Genomic DNA, 16981 nt, shown 5'->3' with positions numbered 1-16981 from the left:
TCCATCGGCGCCGCATTCCAACTCAACCTGACCGCCCCCGCCCGAACAGCATTCACCGCCGCCATGTCGGCCGGCTCCTGGATCAGCGCCGCATTCGCCCTAGCCGCAGCATTATTGGGCCTGATCCTGCTGCGCCACCGCACACCGGCCGGATCGGCGTGAAGTACGCGCCAGCGGTGGTTGACGACCTGATCGTCGTTTCAGCGCCATGCCGCAACCGCGCGCCGCGGGTCACTCCGAGATCGGCGGCAGATTGTTCATGAGCAGCCCGAGGGCGAACTCGAAGCGGGCGGGTCCGGTGCCGGAGATCAACTCGGCGGCGTGGGGCGGCCGCTGCGGGCCAGCATCTCCGCCGACGTCAGCATGGCCTAGACCGGCCTATCAACCCCTCTTCAACATATAACGCACGCGGGGGCTTGCGGCAAGACCCGGGTCGTGCCGCAAGATCACTGTCCGAATTCACAACCTGCGGAAATGGAGCAGCACTGTGCGTGTGACGGACACCGACGTGGTCATCGTGGGCGCGGGACCGACCGGTTCCCTGTTGGCGAGTGAGCTGTGCCTGACGGGCGTGCGGCCGATGGTTCTGGAACGACGGGCGACCATCTCGGACGTGCCGAAGGCCGGTGGTCTGGGTGGGCAGATACTGCATTTGTTGCGCTACCGCGGGCTGCTGGAACGATTGACCGCCCTGAGCCCCGACCCCGGACCTGCTCCGATATTTCCGTTCGGCGGTGTGCACGTTGATCTTTCGAACCTGGCCGATCCCCCATTGCAGGCGATGGTGCTCGCGCAACAGGAACTCGAACGGGTGCTCGGCGACCACGCCAGTGCGCTCGGCGCCGATGTGCGCCGCGGCCACGAGGTGGTTGCGGCGAGCCAGGACGATGACGCGGTCAGCCTGGAGGTGCGCGGGCCGGACGGGCCGTATCGGGTGAACTCCCGATACGTGGTGGGCTGCGACGGTGGGCGCAGCAGGGTCCGCGACCTGGCCGGTATCCCGTTCCCGGGGAACACCTATCCGGAGGTCAACCGGCTGGGCCAGGTCACCCTGCCCGATTCGGTGACCATTCTGGACAGCGGCGACCTGGATGTACCCGGATTCGGCAGGGTCGGTGCAGGTTTCACTCGTACGGGCAGGGGTCTGCTCGGTCTCGCCGCGTCGACCGAGTCCAGGGTTGTCTCCCTCTACACGATCGAAGACGAACTCGCCGAATACGACGACGACCTGCCGCTGACCCCGACAGAACTCCAGGACAGCATCCGCCGTGTGCTCGGCGCGGAAATACCGTTGGGCGAACCGATCAGATTGTCACGGTTCACCTTTCAGGCACGCCAGGCACAGCGCTACCGTGCCGGGCGGATGCTGCTGGCCGGCGACGCAGCCCACCTGTTTCCCGCCACCGGCGTCGCACTCAACGCCGGCATGCTCGACGGGGTGAACCTGGCGTGGAAACTGGCTGCCGACATCGCAGGTTGGGCACCACCGGACCTGCTCGACATCTACCACGACGAACGCCACTTCGCGGCCACCCGCACGATGTTGCACACCCAAGCCCAAGTGGCCCTGCGCCGCGGACACGACCCCGCCGCACAAGCCCTCCGAGACCTTCTACAGGAGCTTCTACTCGACGAACAACCGGCACGCCGCATCGGCGCGTTCATCTCCGGCGCCGACATCCGCTACCCGATGCCCGACCACCACCCGCTGACAGGCACTTTCGCCCCCGACCTCACCCTGCACACCGACCACGGCACCACCAGCCTCGCGAAACTGATGCATCCGGCCCGGCCCATCCTGCTCGACCTCACCGACCGACCGGACCTGCGAGAGATCGCGCAAGGCTGGCACGATCGCATCGACATCCACACCGCCACCACCGATCACCACCCCCAGGCAGATGCCCTGCTGATCCGCCCCGACGCCCACATAGCCTGGGCCGCAACCGCCGACGAACCCGCCGCACCCACGCTGCGCGAAGCGCTCTCCTACTGGTTCGGCTCTCCCTCGGCAACAACATAGCCCCGCAACCTCGGCGCAAGGGCAATCCCATTCGGCCGCATTCTATTTCGCCGCGATCGACCCCTATAAGCCTTGGCCAGGGGGACTGTCTGAGATCTGGGTCTGGTGCACATCTGGTGGTCACGCAAGGCATCCAACGCGATGGTGACCGCGACATGGATGGTCGCAGACATCACGCTCAGCGGGGCACGGCGCTGACGCCGGGTGGGTGGCTGTGCTTGCGCAGGGCGTCCAGTACTGCGGTGACGGCGGGGCGGGCGCCGCGGCGGGTGGCGGCGGTGATCGTTCGGGTGATCGGGTCGGCGAGTTCTCGGGTGACGACGCGGTAGCGGGGGTCGACGGCGAGGCCGGGGAGAAGGGTGATGGACAGGCCGGCTTCGACGTGCTGGAGGGTTGTCAGGTAGCTGGCGAAGCGGCAGACTACGCGGGGTTCGAAGCCCGCTTGGCGGCACAGCCGGGTGGCGAGGGTGTCCATGTAGGAGCGCGGTGCGTCGAAGGCCCAGGGCTCCTCGGCGTAGGCGGCCAGGTCGGCGGGGCCGCGCGCGGGACGGTCGGGCGGTAGGACGAGCACGATCGGGTCGGTTGCCAAGGGGACGAGTTCCACGTCCGCCCCCAAGGGGTGTTCGACGAAATCGGTTGTGGTGATGATGATGTCGGCGTCGCCGACGCGCAGGGCGGGCATGCTGGCGTGCGGCTCCAGTTCCAGCAGTTCCACGGTCAGGTGGGGGTATGTCCGTGCGAGCCGGATCACCGCGGGCACCACCATGGAGTGGATCGCGCTCTGGAACGCCCCGACGCGCACCAGCCCGACCGGTTCGCCCCCGAGACTGTGCAACTCGGCCTCGACGCTGTCCATCTGGTCCAGGATCTCCCGCGCCCGCCGGGCCAGCACCAGCCCGGCCGGGGTGAGCCGAACCCGGCGCCCGGTGCGCTCCAGCAGATGCGTGCCGGTCTCCGCCTCGAGCACGGCCAGCTGCTGCGAAACGCTCGACGCGCTCAGATTGGCCGCCTGCGCCACCGCGCGCACGGTCCCCAGCGAGTCCAACTGGCTGAGCAGACGCAACCGCCACGGATTCAGCATCCGTCCAGTCTTGTACGGTTCCGCCGAACAGTACAGCCACAAATGTGAGATGGACCCGACGCTCACCCGCCCCTACCGTCGAAGACATGAGCGCCTCGACCGCCGAAATCCCCACACCGGAACCGTCTCCCCGTCCGGCGGAACCACCCATCCCAACCGGACACTCGCCCGCCGACCCGCCGAAATCATCCAGCCACACAACACAATCAGCGAACCACACCACAAGACCCGCAGCCGCCGCAACGCAACCATCGCCTCATCCCGCGGAACCACCCATCCCAACCGGACACTCGCCCGCCGACCCGCCGAAATCACCCAGCCACACAACACAATCAGCGAACCACACCACAAGACCCGCAGCCGCCGCAACGCAACCGCCGTCTCATCCCGCGCAATCACCGAATCCGGCCGGACAGTCGCCCATCCACTCGCCGCAACCATCCAGCCACCCCACACAATCGCAGAGCCGCGTGACAGAAGCTGCCGTCGGCGTAGGGCAATCGTTTGCATCCATCGAGACGCAGGAATCATCGAGCGACGCAACGCAATCAGCGGGCCATTCGACGGAACTCGCGATCGACGCAGCACGATCGACGGCGTACAGCGCAGCGGCTTCGACGCGCACGGTAGATTCATCGGAAGCGTCCGCCCGCGCGATAGATCCATCGGCCGAGGTCGGCGACCGGGCGGGCTCGAACCGGTGGGTCGACGTCGATCGCCATCTCGTGCGCTACGCCGGACACGCCGAGTTCAGCCCCGAGATCATCGCCCGCGCCGAGGGCAGTTTCGTGTACACGGAGGGTGGGCGCCGGATTCTGGATTTCACCTCCGGGCAGATGAGCGCGATTCTGGGGCATTCGCATCCGGATATCGTCGCGACCGTGCGGCGGCAGGTCGGTGAACTCGATCATCTGTACAGCGGCATGCTCAGTGCGCCGGTCATCGACCTGGCCCGGCGTCTGGCCGGGACGTTGCCCGCACCGCTCGAGAAGGCGCTGCTGCTGACCACGGGAGCCGAGGCGAACGAGGCGGCGATCCGGATGGCCAAGCTGGTCACCGGTGGGCACGAGATCGTCTCGTTCGCCCGTTCCTGGCATGGCATGACGCAGGCCGCGGCCGGGGCCACCTACAGCGCCGGGCGCAAGGGCTACGGTCCGGCCGCGCCCGGCAACTTCGCCCTCCCGGTCCCGAACGCCTATCGACCCGATTTCGCCACGGCCACAGGAGAACTCGATTGGCGACGGCAGCTCGAATTCGGCTTCGAGTTGATCGACGCCCAGTCCACCGGCAGTCCGGCCGCCTGTCTGGTCGAGCCGATTCTCTCCTCGGGTGGCGTGATCGAACCGCCGCCGGGTTATTTCGCCGCGCTACAAGAAAAGTGCCACGAGCGCGGCATGCTGCTGATCCTGGACGAGGCGCAGACGGGTCTGTGCCGCACCGGATCCTGGTACGCCTTCGAACGCGACGGCATCGTCCCGGATATCCTGGTGCTGTCCAAAACCCTCGGCGCCGGGCTGCCGCTGGCCGCCGTGCTCACCAGCGACGATCTCGAACAGCGAGCGCACGAGCGCGGATACCTGTTCTTCACCACCCATGTCGCCGATCCTCTGGTCGCCGCGGTCGGCAACACCGTACTGGACGTGCTGCAGCGTGACCGCCTCGACCAACGCGCCGCCGAACTCGGCGCCTACCTGCGCCAAGGCCTCGAACACCTGCACGACAAGCACGAAGTCGTCGGCGATATCCGCGGCCGCGGCCTGCTCGCGGGCCTGGAACTGGTCCTGGACCGCGACACCAAACAGGGCTCTGACGAACTGGGCGCCCTGGTCACCCGCCGCTGCCTGGACCTGGGCCTGCACATGAACATCGTGCAACTCCCCGGCATGGGCGGCACCTTCCGCATCGCCCCTCCCCTCACCGCCACCGAGGAGGAGCTGCAATTGGGCCTCGACATCCTCGATCGCGCTATCGGAGAATCCGTTGCCACAATGTGAGAACCGGCCTCCCGCTACATTTTTCGCGCCCGAACCTCCGGTTTCCGACAATAGCGGCCCAAGAATGCAGCGATAGGCCGGGTTGTGGGGTGCAGTCTGCTCGCCGAGTGCAGCGCGGCGGCCGTGCCCTGAGACCGGGTCATGGGCGTGGTGCCGGGTCGGCATCGCGGGGAGCGGCTCGGAGAACCGGCCTCCGGCTGCATTCTTCGGGCGGAATCCCCGGGAACCAGAGTCTCGGGGCGGGAAAATGCAGCGAAAGGCCGGGCTGTCCTTTGCGAAGTGATGTGCAGTCACGGGCGTGCACTGAAGAACCGGATCGTGCACTGGAGAACCGGGTCATCGGCGCGGTGTCGGATCGGCATCGCGGCAAGCGAGTCGGAGAACCGGCCTCCCGCTGCATTCTTCGGGCGCAATCGTCGGAAACCGGAGTCTCGGGGCGGGAAAATGCAGCGATAGGCCGGATCGGTCGTGTCGAGGGATGCGCCTACCGAGAGTGATCGAACAGGACCATCGGCGATCATGGTTCATGGGGTCGCTGTGCTGGTGTCGATCCGGCCGGCGCCGCCGCGCGAGGCGACGGCCTTCGAGGGATCGACCAGGACGCCAACCGCGCGGTGTAGGCGAGGTCCGTGACTTGCGGCGAGGGCATGGCCGAACCCCGGTCGTGGTGGGGGTGCGGATGTTTCGTCTGCGAGGCAGTCGCGGGATCGTGGAGCGGATGATCCGGCCTCCTGCTGCATTTTGCGGGCCGATTCGTCGGAAACCAGAGTTTTGGAGCCGGAGAATGCAGCGGGAGGCCGGTTCTCTTCTCAGTGCCCCACCATTACCGCCGCACCGGCCGAGCACGACCGCGATCCGCCGTTGCAACTCCCGCGCCTCACGCCGCCCACGTGCGGGGACATGTCGTCGTCCAGGCTCAGCACTATCACCAGCCGATGCGGCAGGCCTGCTGGCGCTGGCGTTACCGTGCGACAACCCCTACCGACTAACACCGGTGACCCACGTACGCCCTCGGAGATTTATCGGAGCGGGGTCTGGTGCAGAGAAACCCGGCCCCCTCGGTACGGCAACCCCGCCAATCGGCAACCCCGCCAATCGGCAACCCCGCCAATCGGCAACCCCGCCCGGGTGTGTGGCCGAATCGGCCACACACCCGGGCGGGATATCACGAATCTCTCAGTGCCCCATCAACACCGGCGCACTGGTCGCGTCCTCCGGGGCGGCTGGTTTGCTCCGCGGCAGGAACGCCGCCGGGATCAAGGTGAGCACGATCAGCACCACCGACACGATGAAGGTGTGCGAGAACGCCGACGCCGCTTGGGAGAATCCCTCGTTCAGCGCGGCGTGCGGCACCTTGGCCGCGATCGCGGGGTTCATTCGCGAGGCGATCGCCAACTGCGCGAACTGTTTTCCGTCCAGCAGGTTGGTCAGCACCACCGACATGACCGCCGTGCCGATGGATCCGGCGGTCTGGTTGACGATGTTCATCAACGTCGAGCCGCGCGCCACCTGTGCCTGGGTCAGCGTCTGGATCGCCGCGGACATCACCGGCATCATCGTGCAGCCCATGCCCAGGCCCATCACGAACAGGATCGCGATCAGCTTCACATAGGACGTATCGGCGTGCAGCTGGGTGAAGAACGACATCGCGACCGCCATGACCGCGACACCGACCAGCACGACCTTACCGGGACCGATCTTGTCGACCAGCCGTCCGGCGATCGGGATCGTCACCATCGCGCCCAAACCCTGTGGCGCGAGCATCAATCCGGAATGCAACGCGGTCAGCCCGCGCACCTGCTGCAGATAGCTGGGCAGCAGCAGTCCGGAACCCATGAACGCCACGGCGAAGAACACCATCGTCAGCACCGCGAAGGTCAGTGCCCGGTTGCGGAACAGGTGCAGATCGATGAGCGGATGTTCGGTACGTTGCGCATGCCAGACGAACGCCACCATCAGCACCAGCCCGATGATCGCCGGGATCAGCACCCCGGAGGCCAGCGCGGTGTGTTCCCGCGGAATCGAGGACACCCCGTACAGGAACAGCGCCAGGCCCGGTGAGGCCAGCAGCATGCCGATGAAGTCGAACGACTGACTGGGTTCGGGCCGGTCCGGGGCGAACACGACGTAGGCCAGGACCAGCGCGAGCAGCCCGATCGGCAGGTTGATCAGGAAGATCCAGTGCCAGCCGGCCACGCCGAACCAGTGCACGCCGATCAGCCAGCCGCCCAGGATCGGACCCAGGATCGGCCCGAGCAGCATCGGCACGCCGAGCACGGCCATCACCCGCCCGATGCGCTGTGGTCCGGCGGCGTGGGTCATGATCGTCATGCCCAGCGGCATCAGCATGCCGCCGCCCAGGCCCTGGAGCACGCGAAAGCCGATGAGCGCCTCGACATTCCAGGCTGTGGAGCACAGCAGCGAGCCGAGGATGAAGAACGTCAGCGCGGCCATGTACAGGCGTTTGGTGCCGAACCGGTCGGCGGCCCACCCGGTCAGCGGGATCACCGTGGCCAACGCGAGGGTATACCCCGTCATCGTCCAGGCGGCGCTGGTGTACTGGGTGTGGAAAGTGGTCTGGAAGGTCGGGATGCCGATGGTGACGACCGTGATGTCCAGAATGGACATGATCGCGCCGAGCACCACCACGCCGGCGACCTTCAATACGGAAGCGTCGAGTTTGTCCGACGCCGGAATCGACTGTTCGACGGGCGTATCCGGAGGTTGTGTCACCGCTTAAGCCTTGCATGGTGCCGCCGGAATAACCAGAGAAATTTTTCCCATCTTCGGGAAGGACATCCGTACCGGCTATTCATCCGGCTAAAATGTTTCGTTTCGGTATCGCGATCCGGCAGCGGTAGGCTCGGGAGGCCAGCGCCTGCCCGCGGGGCCATTCCGGTCCGGCGCAGGTGGCCGAACCGGAATCGTTGCCCGCCAAGGAGTTCGATGCGATGACCGACCCGGTGCGAGGTTTGACCGGTACGCTCACATCGCCGATCCGCGGCAAAGGCACGCTCGGGGAGGTCCTGGTCGCGATTCGAGGGGGAACAGAGAGCTACATCGCACGATCCGACGAGCACATTGCCCGGGGCGACACGGTCCTGGTCATCGAGGTTCATCCAGGGCGAATCGTGGACGTGGTTCCGTGGATTCCGCTCGATCCGGGGCCGGGTGGGGTTATATCGATATAACGGTGCCGCACAAAAAGGGAGACACAGTGTTGGGCTATCACGTGCCCGATCCGGACGAGGCGATGCTGGTCAGTGGGGGCAAGGGGAGAGACAATGCGCCGTTCCGGGTGATCACCGGCCACGGCGCCTGGGTGATGCCGTTCTTCCGCAAGGTCAGATATCTGTCGCTGGCCATGTACGAGGCCGAGATCCAGGAGCGCTGCGTCACCAAGCAGGCCATTCAACTGGATGTGCGGGCGGTGATCGCGTTCAAGGTCGCCAACGACACCCAGTCCATCGTCAACGCCGCCCAGCGCTTCCTGTCCGAACAGGAACGCGAGATGTCCGTCCTGACCGGACGCATTTTCTCCGGCCATCTGCGCTCGATCATCGGATCGATGACGGTGGAGGAGATCATTCGCGAACGTCAGAAACTCGCCGACGAGGTTCTGGTCGCCTCCAAGGTCGAAATGAGCAATATCGGCCTGTGGGTGGATTCGCTGCAGATCCAGTCCATCGACGACGGCAACCTCGGCTACATCACCGCCCTGGCCGCCCCGCACAATGCCGCGGTGCAGCGCGACGCCCAGATCGCCCAGGCCGCTGCCTCGCAGGCCGCCGCCGAGGCCGAACAGGCCTCACGCCGCAAACAGGCCGAATATCAGCGCCAGACCGCGCTACTGCAGGCGGAATACCAGCGCGATGTCGACAAGGCCAAGGCCGAGGCCGACCAGGCCGGCCCGCTCGCCCAGGCGATCGCTCTGCAGGAGGTGCTCACCGCGCAGGCCGAACGCGCCCGCAAGGAGGCCCAGCTGCGTGAACAGCAGTTGCAGACCGAGGTCGTCAAGCCCGCCGAGGCCGAGGCCGAACGGGTGCGCGTGCTGGCAAAGGCCGAGGCCGACCGCACCCGCATCCAGGCCGACGCCGCCGCCTCCAACAACCGCATCGCGCTGGATCAGCTGCTCATCGAGCAGCTGCCCGAAATCGTGAAACAGGCCGCCGGGGGCCTGTCCAAGGCCAATCTCACCGTGCTCAACGGACCCGACGGCGTGGGCGAGTTGATCAACGGCATGGTGGGGCAGGGGTTGACGGTTTTCAATTCCCTGCAGAAAGCGCTCTCGACCGGTAGTGAATCTCCCGACAAGGATCACGCAGACGATTAGAGTATCGGCACAGTGAAGGCGGCAGCGCCGCCGAAAGTCGGCGCCGCCGGAGAGTTGACTGTCAAAAGGATGACCGTCAAGAAATATGACTGTCAGAATGAGGAGCGGGTGTAGGTGTCGATAGGGAAATTGGTGTCCTTCGACAGTTCTCGAGGGTTCGGTTTCATCCGCCCGGAAGACGGTGGACCTGATGTTTTCGTGCACGTGAACGACATCGGACTGGACGAGGAAGAGCTGCGTCAGGGGCGATTGTTCGAATTCGAGGTAACCGAGGGTGATCGGGGGCCCAAGGCCGTCAATCTCACCCTGGTGGCCGGTCAGCCGCCGGTGCCGCGGCATCGCAACCGGGAGCGCCCCGGTTCGCTCACCGCCGTCGAACACAAACGGCTGATCACCGAGTTGCTGCTGGACGCGAGCCCCGCCTTGACCGCCGGGGAGATCGTCACCATCCGCGACCGGCTGGCGGAGTTCGCCGAACAACACGGGTGGATCGAGAACTGATCGCGTCCGCGCCGGCTTGTCGGTGACACTCCATACGATTCGGTGACACCATACGATCATCACGACGATACGGACGAGGCGGACATCGGCGATCTCCACGCCGCCGATGAGAACGCACCGCCCGAGTCGTCTACCTGGTTGAGATCCGCGCACCGGTTCCCCCGCGCGGCTCACCGCGACGGGGCCCCGCGGCCCCGCTACGCGGCGGTGAGGCGCGCGTCGCGAATCCGGCGCGAGGCTAATCGAACGCAGGAGGATCGTGTGGATCTGCCCGTCATGCCGCCCGTCAAACCGATGCTCGCCAAATCCGCCTCGGCCTTGCCGCGAGACCCCGCGCTGTTCTATGAACCGAAATGGGACGGCTTCCGCTGCATCGTGTTCCGCGACGGCGACGAGGTCGAGCTCGGCTCCCGCAACGACCGCCCACTGACCCGATATTTCCCCGAACTGGTCACCCTCCTGGCCCAGGCGCTGCCACCGCGCTGCGTCGTGGACGGCGAGATCGTCATGGTCACCGAACAGGGCCTGGATTTCGACACCCTGCAGAACAGGCTGCATCCGGCCGCCTCCCGGGTGAACAAACTCGCCGTCGAGACACCCGCCAGTTTCGTGGCATTCGACCTACTGGCCCTCGGCGAAAAGGATCTGACCGGCGAACCGTTCACCGAACGCCGCCGCATCCTCGAGACGATCGTCGACAATTCCCTCGAACGCGCCCACCTCACCCCCGTGACCACCGATCCCGACGTCGCGCAGGACTGGTTCACCCGCTTCGAGGGCGCCGGATTCGACGGGGTCATGGTCAAATCCGGTGAACTGCCGTATATGCAGGACAAACGCGTGATGATCAAGGTCAAGCACGAACGCACCGCCGACTGCGTGATCGCCGGATTCCGCTGGCACAAGGACGGCCAGGGCGTCGGCTCACTGCTACTCGGGCTCTACGACGCCGAGGGTCATCTGCACCACGTCGGCGTGGCCAGCAGCTTCACCGCCGCCCGCCGCAAATCCCTGGTCGAGGAGCTGGCCCCCTGGCGGGAGAACGCGCTCGAGGGCCACCCGTGGCGCGAGTGGGCCGACGCCGCCGCCCAGGCGAAGGCCGAGGGCAAGATGCCCGGCGGGGTCAGCCGCTGGACCGGCGACAAGGATCTGTCCTGGGAGCCCCTGCGGCCCGATCTCGTCGCCGAGGTCCGCTACGAACATGTGATGGCCGGGCGGCTGCGCCACGGCGGGCGGCTGGTCCGCTTCCGCGACGACCGCACACCCCAATCGTGCACCTACGCCCAGCTCGACGAGGTCGCCCCCGCCGAACTCGCCGATATCTTCGCCGAGGCCAAGAAATGAGCTCCATAGATATCGAGGCGTCGGGCCGCACCGTCCGGATCAGCAACCCGGACAAGGTCTATTTCACCAAGCGCGGTGAGACCAAACTCGATCTGGTGCGCTATTACCAGGCCGTCGAGGAGCCGATCATGCGCACGATCGGCAGCAGACCCGTTCTGCTGGAACGGTATCCGGACGGCGCGAGCGGCAAGTCCTGGTTCCAGAAACGCGTCCCCGCCTCGGTGCCCGACTGGTTGCAGACCACCCAGGTCGCCACCCCGAACGGCACGACCAGCGACGCGCTCGTCGCCGCCGACCTCGCCCACATCCTGTGGGCAGTAAACCTGGGCTGCTTGGGATTTCACGTCTGGGCCAACCACGTCGGCGCAGCGACAGGACCTCGTTCCGACGCCGTCACCGAGGTCCTGGGCGATCTCGCCATCGCCGACGAGCTGCGCATCGACCTGGACCCCTCCCCCGGCATCGGATTCGACGACCTGCGCACCGCCGCGATCCGAACCCGCGAGCTGTTCACCGAACTCGGCATCGACGCCCGGATCAAGACCTCCGGCTCCCGCGGCCTGCACATCTACGTCATGCTCGAACCCCGCTGGGACGGCTACCAGGTCCGCGCCGCCTCCGTCGCCCTGGCCCGCGAACTCGAACGCCGCCACCCCGACACCATCACCGCCCAGTGGTGGAAAGAGCAGCGCGGCAGCCGCGTATTCATCGACTACAACCAAAACGCCCCCCACAAAACGGTTTTCGGCGCCTGGTGCGTCCGTCCCAAGGTAGGCGCCCAGGTCTCCACCCCCATCTCCTGGGACGCCCTGGACACCATCGTCCCCGACGAACTCACCATCGCCACCGTCCCTGCCCGCATAACCGACCTCGGCGACCCCTGGTCCGACCGCACCCCCCAATCCATCGACCCCCTGCTGAAAATGTCCGAACGAGACATGGATTCAGGGCTCATGGACGCCCCCTGGCCCCCGCAATACCCCAAAATGCCCAACGAACCACCCCGCGTCCAGCCAAGCCGCGCCCGCAAGGAGGAATGAGCGACCCCCACGCCACCGCCGGCTTCCGATTGCGCCCACCGGATCGACCATCACCACTCGAGGATGCGCGCGTACATCGGTGATCGGCCGGTGCGCAGGACGCATGCCGCGACCCACACCGGTTGCGGCATACAGCCATTGGCGGAAGGTGCGGGCGGTCACGAAGCGGGCGCCGCCGGGCAGCAGTGGGTCAGGCTATGGAATCGTTGTAGCGCAACTGATCCGGGCATGGGTTGCCGGTGGCGCGGACTCGTTCGACGTGGGCTATCTCGGTGCGGGAGCTTGTGGTGTCCGCGTGGTCCGGGCCCAGTACGCGCTCGCGGTCGGCCAGTACCTCGGTCAGCATCGTGATCGACTCGTCGTCGCGGCCCGCGCGGTGCAGGGCGACGGCCAGGTTGTGGTGCGTGGTAAGGGTCTCCGGGTGCTCGGGGCCCAGTACGCGGCGACGGCCCGCCAGCGCTCGCTCGCCGAACGGGACGGCAAGATCGGGACAGTCGGCCAGAACGTAGAGATTCGTGAGCTCCGATGTGACGCCGAGGGTGTCCGGATGGTCCGACCCGCGCAGCCGCTCCAGATCCGACAGCACCCTCTCGCCCAGCCTGGTGGCCTCGTCGTACATCCGCGCCTGCCGGTACACGTGCACGAGACTCCAACGCGCGGCGGTGGTTTCGGGATGGTCCACACCCAGTGCCCATTCCCGGTCGGCCACCACACGCTCCAACTGCACCGTCGCCTCGACCGTGCGTCCCGCACGCGCGTAGGCCACCCCGAGATTGTTACGCTGGGTGAGCGTGCCCGGATCGTCCAGACCCACCGTCTCCTCCATGCGCCGGACGACCTCCTCGAGCACCGGCACCGCATCCTCGCTGCGGTTTCCCCGCAGGTACATCACGCCCAGCGCCCGGCGCACCGCCAGATCGTCGACCGGATCGACACCGTCCTGCGCGAGCGCGGATTCCCTTGCCGCGAGGGTCCTTTCCAGCAGGGTGATCGCATCACCGAACCGCCCGGCGGCCGAATACGCATCGACCAGACGCACTCGCAAGGCGATGGTATCCGGATGATTCAGACCATCCCGCCGCCGATGCTCCGCGAAATCCTGTTGCAACAGCCGAATGGCCTCATCGCTCGACATATCGATCACCCACTTTACGCGGATGACTGCGATCTACCGGTCGATCTTCGGGAACGAGGTGCTGATCAATGTCAGCAGCATGTCCGATAGCAGGATCTGCACCTGCTCGCGGGTCAGGGCGCCGCGGGTGATCCATTCGCGGCCCGCGGTCTTCACCAATCCGCCGTAGACGCGGACCATCGCGCGCAGTTCGGCCGAATGCTCGGATCGGTTCAGGCCCACCATCTCCAGCAGCCGCTCGGCGGCCGCGTCGTCGGCGTCGTCCAGGATGCGTTGCACCTGCGGATCGTCGCCGATGCCCTCGTGCCCGATCACCTTCACCCAGGTGCTGCCGTGTTCACCGATCACATCCAGCAGCCAGGACACACTCGCGTGCACACGCTCGGCATCCGTGCCGGTCGGGGCGACCATATTCCCCGGCTTCGGCAGCGTCACCATCCGGCGCACGACCGCCAGATACAGGTCGCGCTTGTTGCCGAAATAGTGATTGATCAACCCGCGCGCGACCCCGGCCCGCTGCGCCAGTTCCGCGGTGGACACCGCCGCGTACGGGCGCTCGCCGAACATGGCGATGGCACAGGCCAAGATCTGGGCCCGCCGCTCGTCGGGGTCGAGCCGACGTCGCGCAGGGGAGTCCGACTCGGCGTTCAGGATGCTGGTTTCAGAGTGACCGGGCAATGAGATCCTTCATCACCTCGTTCGAGCCGGCCAGGATACGCAGGATCCGCGCGCCCGTGTAGAGCTGGGAGATCGGGTATTCCGTCATATATCCGTAGCCACCGAACAGTTGAAGACAACGATCCACCACAGTACCCAACTGGTCAGTCAGCCAGTATTTCGCCATGGCCGCTGTGGGAATGTCCAGTTCGCCGCGCAGGTGCTTGACGATCGCGTCGTCCAGGAAGGTGCGGCCCACCCGGGCGATCGTGCGGCACTCGGCCAGCTCGAATTTCGTGTTCTGCATGGCGAACAGCGGCTTCCCGAACGCTTCGCGGCCCTTGGTGTACTCCACCGTCAGATCGACGGCCTTCTCCATCATCGCCACCGCCATAATGGCCGTGACCAGGCGCTCCTGCGCGAGCAGCCGCATCATCTGGTAGAAGCCCTGCCCCTCGGCCTCACCCAGCAGATTCGACGCCGGCACCCGCAGCCCGTCGAAGAACAGCTCCGCGGTGTCCTGTGCCTTCCCGCCGATCTTCGACAGGATCCGGCCACGTTCGAACCCGGGCGTGTCGTCGGAGACGTCGGCGTAGATCAGCGAGACGCCCGCCGCGCCCTTGGTCGGATCGGTCTTGACCGCCAGGATGATGCCGTCGCACAGCCAGCCGTTGGAGATGAAGATCTTCGACCCGGTGATCACGTACTCGTCGCCCTCGCGCACCGCCCGGGTCTTGATGGCCTGCAGATCCGAGCCCGTGCCCGGTTCGGTCATGCCTATCGACAGCACCACCTCACCCGCTGCCGCGCGCGGCAGCACCCGCCGCTTGAGCTCCTCGGATCCGAATTCCGCCAGGTAGGGCGCGATGATCGCCGAATGCACCGGCATGCCCATCGCGCCGTCGCCCAGGTACGCCTGCTCCTCGATGATCGCGGCCTCGTGCGCGAATGTGCCTCCCCCGCCGCCGTATTCGGCCGGGATCGCCGCGCACAGCAGCCCCAGTTCGCCTGCCCGGTTGTACAGCGCCCGATCCGGATGGCCCTGCTCGACGAACTTCTCCTCGTGCGGCACGACCTCCTTACCGAAGAAATCCCGCGCCAGATCCCGGACGGCCTCGACCTCGTCGTCACTCCATGCCGCACGCGTCATCGCACTCACCTCGCCTGTCTCCGATCTACGGCATCAGCCTGGCCGACTGTTGGCAACATGTCAACAACTGGCTGTTGCCGGGCGTGTGCGGGCCCACTCTCGCGCTGATGCGAGAATATTGGCGGCTCGACGCCACCACTGCCCGCACGCATGAAGGAACTTCCCCAGTACGATGGCCTACCACGATCCGATGCCCGACGCTGCCGCATCCGAGGCCGTCGCGACGGCGGTCATCGACCCCGACGACCTCGCCACCTGCCTGCGCGTGCTCGAGCAGCTCGAGCAGTTGGACAAGGAACATCCGCAGTCGATCGTCGTGCAGCGTGCCGTGGGCCGGATGTTCAAAATGCTCAAGCGCCGTCGCCGAACCGCCGCCCGGGACACGGTCGCCGAGGCCGATCGCGCGGTCGTGCACGCCACCGCCACCGGATCACCCAACCGCATCGACGACGAGACCAACGGAATCCCGTTGTCCTCCAGCACATCCGGCGCCAGCGCGGGAACGCTGCTCAAGCCGCGGCCGTGCTACATCTGCAAGCAGCGTTACACCCGCGTGGACGCGTTCTACCACCAGCTGTGCCCCGACTGCGCCGAGCGCGGCCACGCCAAGCGCACGGCCCGCACCGATCTGCACGGCCGCCGGGCCCTGCTCACCGGCGGGCGAGCCAAGATCGGCATGTACATCGCGCTTCGCCTGCTGCGCGACGGCGCGCACACCACCATCACCACCCGCTTCCCCAACGACGCGATCCGGCGCTTCACCGCGCAGCCCGACAGCGCCGACTGGATCCACCGCCTGCGCGTGGTCGGCATCGACCTGCGCGATCCGGCCCAGGTCGTCGCGCTCACCGACGACCTTGTCGCCCAGGGCCCGCTGGACATCCTGATCAACAACGCGGCACAGACTGTGCGCCGCTCCTCCGGCGCCTACGGCGCGCTGGTCGACGCCGAATCCGGACCGCTGCCCGCCGGCGAACTCCCCGACCTGATCACCTTCGGCAAGACCATGCAGGCACACCCGACCGCGCTCACCGCATCCCTCGCGCCCTCGCTCACCGCCGCAGACATCACCGAACTCGCCCTGGTCGCGGGATCGGCCACGCCCGAACGCATTTCGCGCGGCCTGGCGATCGACGCAGGCGGCCTGGTTCCCGATCTCGCCCATACCAACAGCTGGGTGCAGAATGTCGCCGAGGTCGACGCGACCGAACTGCTCGAGGTGCAGCTGTGCAACTCGATCGCGCCGTTCCTGCTCATCTCCCGACTGCGCCCCGCGATGGCCGCCTCTCCCGCGCGCCGCCGCTACGTCGTCAACGTCTCCGCGATGGAGGGCGTGTTCGCGCGCGGCTACAAGGGCCCCGGCCATCCGCACACCAATATGGCCAAGGCCGCCCTCAACATGCTCACCCGCACCAGCGCCACGGAGATGTTCGAGGCCGACCACATCCTCATGACAGCGGTCGACACCGGCTGGATCACCGACGAGCGCCCCCACTACACCAAGGTCCGCCTCGCCGAGGAGGGGTTCCACGCACCCCTCGACCTGGTCGACGGCGCCGCGCGCGTGTACGACCCGATCGTGCGCGGGGAGAACGGCGAGGACCTCTACGGGTGCTTCCTGAAGGACTACGAGCCCTCCAACTGGTAGCTGGCTGTCCCGCCTCCCCGCGCCTCGGGCCAGACTTGGGTGCCGCGCAAGCTGCGTTGGCGGGCGGCGGGTGGG

The 16981-nt window shown here is 66.8% G+C and carries 13 protein-coding genes; 8 read left to right on the top strand and 5 right to left on the bottom strand.

From position 1 onward, the window contains the following. Window positions 1-487: 487 nt before the first annotated feature. Window positions 488-2023: an FAD-dependent monooxygenase gene (locus JZ791_RS39490; protein WP_308163390.1), complete on the top strand. Its 1536-nt coding sequence runs from the start codon at window positions 488-490 to the stop codon at window positions 2021-2023. 178 nt (window positions 2024-2201) lie between these two features. On the opposite strand, the gene JZ791_RS39485 is transcribed toward JZ791_RS39490, so the two are convergent. Beyond that, window positions 2202-3104 carry a LysR family transcriptional regulator gene (locus JZ791_RS39485; protein ID WP_216902339.1) on the bottom strand — a complete coding sequence of 301 codons (903 nt, stop codon included), beginning with the start codon at window positions 3102-3104 and terminating at the stop codon, window positions 2202-2204. A 725-nt stretch (window positions 3105-3829) separates the two neighbouring features. Here JZ791_RS39485 and JZ791_RS39480 point away from each other — a divergent pair. Beyond that, complete coding sequence (locus JZ791_RS39480; protein ID WP_308163389.1) at window positions 3830-5098, top strand: aspartate aminotransferase family protein; 1269 nt, start codon at window positions 3830-3832, stop codon at window positions 5096-5098. A 1176-nt stretch (window positions 5099-6274) separates the two neighbouring features. On the opposite strand, the gene JZ791_RS39475 is transcribed toward JZ791_RS39480, so the two are convergent. Next, window positions 6275-7831, bottom strand: coding sequence for a DHA2 family efflux MFS transporter permease subunit (locus JZ791_RS39475; protein ID WP_216902335.1), 1557 nt, complete (start codon window positions 7829-7831; stop codon window positions 6275-6277). Between the two features lie 218 nt (window positions 7832-8049). Here JZ791_RS39475 and JZ791_RS39470 point away from each other — a divergent pair, with 218 nt between their 5' ends. The 5 genes from JZ791_RS39470 to JZ791_RS39450 all read left to right on the top strand — a co-directional run bounded on the left by JZ791_RS39470 (window position 8050) and on the right by JZ791_RS39450 (window position 12316). Next, the gene (locus JZ791_RS39470) at window positions 8050-8289 is read left to right on the top strand and encodes an NfeD C-terminal domain-containing protein (protein WP_216902333.1); all 240 of its coding nucleotides are present in this window, start codon (window positions 8050-8052) and stop codon (window positions 8287-8289) included. Between the two features lie 26 nt (window positions 8290-8315). Then, window positions 8316-9431, top strand: a complete 1116-nt coding sequence (locus JZ791_RS39465; protein WP_216902331.1) for an SPFH domain-containing protein — start codon at window positions 8316-8318, stop codon at window positions 9429-9431. A gap of 114 nt (window positions 9432-9545) precedes the next feature. After that, window positions 9546-9932, top strand: a complete 387-nt coding sequence (locus tag JZ791_RS39460; RefSeq protein WP_308163387.1) for a cold-shock protein — start codon at window positions 9546-9548, stop codon at window positions 9930-9932. Window positions 9933-10193: 261 nt separating this feature from the next. Further along, window positions 10194-11276 (top strand): ATP-dependent DNA ligase, encoded by a 1083-nt coding sequence (locus tag JZ791_RS39455; protein ID WP_216902329.1) that lies wholly within the window; start codon window positions 10194-10196, stop codon window positions 11274-11276. After that, window positions 11273-12316 (top strand): DNA polymerase domain-containing protein, encoded by a 1044-nt coding sequence (locus JZ791_RS39450; protein WP_216902327.1) that lies wholly within the window; start codon window positions 11273-11275, stop codon window positions 12314-12316. The genes JZ791_RS39455 and JZ791_RS39450 overlap by 4 nt, the downstream gene beginning before the upstream one ends. Before the next feature lie 190 nt (window positions 12317-12506). Here the strand turns inward: JZ791_RS39450 and JZ791_RS39445 are convergent, their stop codons facing one another. Genes JZ791_RS39445 through JZ791_RS39435 form a run of 3 tightly spaced genes read right to left on the bottom strand, consistent with a single transcriptional unit; the run spans window position 12507 to window position 15258 of the window. Next, entirely contained in the window at window positions 12507-13451 is a 945-nt protein-coding gene (locus tag JZ791_RS39445) for a tetratricopeptide repeat protein (protein WP_216902325.1), read from the bottom strand. Window positions 13452-13484: 33 nt separating this feature from the next. Then, window positions 13485-14129 carry a TetR/AcrR family transcriptional regulator gene (locus tag JZ791_RS39440; protein ID WP_216902323.1) on the bottom strand — a complete coding sequence of 215 codons (645 nt, stop codon included), beginning with the start codon at window positions 14127-14129 and terminating at the stop codon, window positions 13485-13487. Continuing rightward, entirely contained in the window at window positions 14113-15258 is a 1146-nt protein-coding gene (locus JZ791_RS39435) for an acyl-CoA dehydrogenase family protein (RefSeq protein WP_216902321.1), read from the bottom strand. Before JZ791_RS39435 ends, JZ791_RS39440 begins: the two co-directional genes overlap by 17 nt. 190 nt (window positions 15259-15448) lie before the next feature. Here JZ791_RS39435 and JZ791_RS39430 point away from each other — a divergent pair, with 190 nt between their 5' ends. Then, entirely contained in the window at window positions 15449-16906 is a 1458-nt protein-coding gene (locus JZ791_RS39430) for an SDR family oxidoreductase (protein WP_216902319.1), read from the top strand. Window positions 16907-16981 lie beyond the last annotated feature (75 nt).

The organism is Nocardia alni (assembly GCF_019038435.1).
GTDB lineage: Bacteria > Actinomycetota > Actinomycetes > Mycobacteriales > Mycobacteriaceae > Nocardia > Nocardia alni.
The sequence above is the reverse complement of the archived record's forward strand: the minus strand, read 5'-3'. Positions and strand labels throughout refer to the sequence as shown.

Bases quoted from the DNA above. Each gene is read 5' to 3' on its own strand.
- JZ791_RS39485 (WP_216902339.1), bottom strand. From the start codon at position 3,104: ATGCTGAATCCGTGGCGGTTGCGTCTGCTCAGCCAGTTGGACTCGCTG.
- JZ791_RS39470 (WP_216902333.1), top strand. From the start codon at position 8,050: ATGACCGACCCGGTGCGAGGTTTGACCGGTACGCTCACATCGCCGATC.
- JZ791_RS39450 (WP_216902327.1), top strand. From the start codon at position 11,273: ATGAGCTCCATAGATATCGAGGCGTCGGGCCGCACCGTCCGGATCAGC.
- JZ791_RS39445 (WP_216902325.1), bottom strand. From the start codon at position 13,451: ATGTCGAGCGATGAGGCCATTCGGCTGTTGCAACAGGATTTCGCGGAG.
- JZ791_RS39435 (WP_216902321.1), bottom strand. From the start codon at position 15,258: ATGACGCGTGCGGCATGGAGTGACGACGAGGTCGAGGCCGTCCGGGAT.
- JZ791_RS39430 (WP_216902319.1), top strand. From the start codon at position 15,449: ATGCCCGACGCTGCCGCATCCGAGGCCGTCGCGACGGCGGTCATCGAC.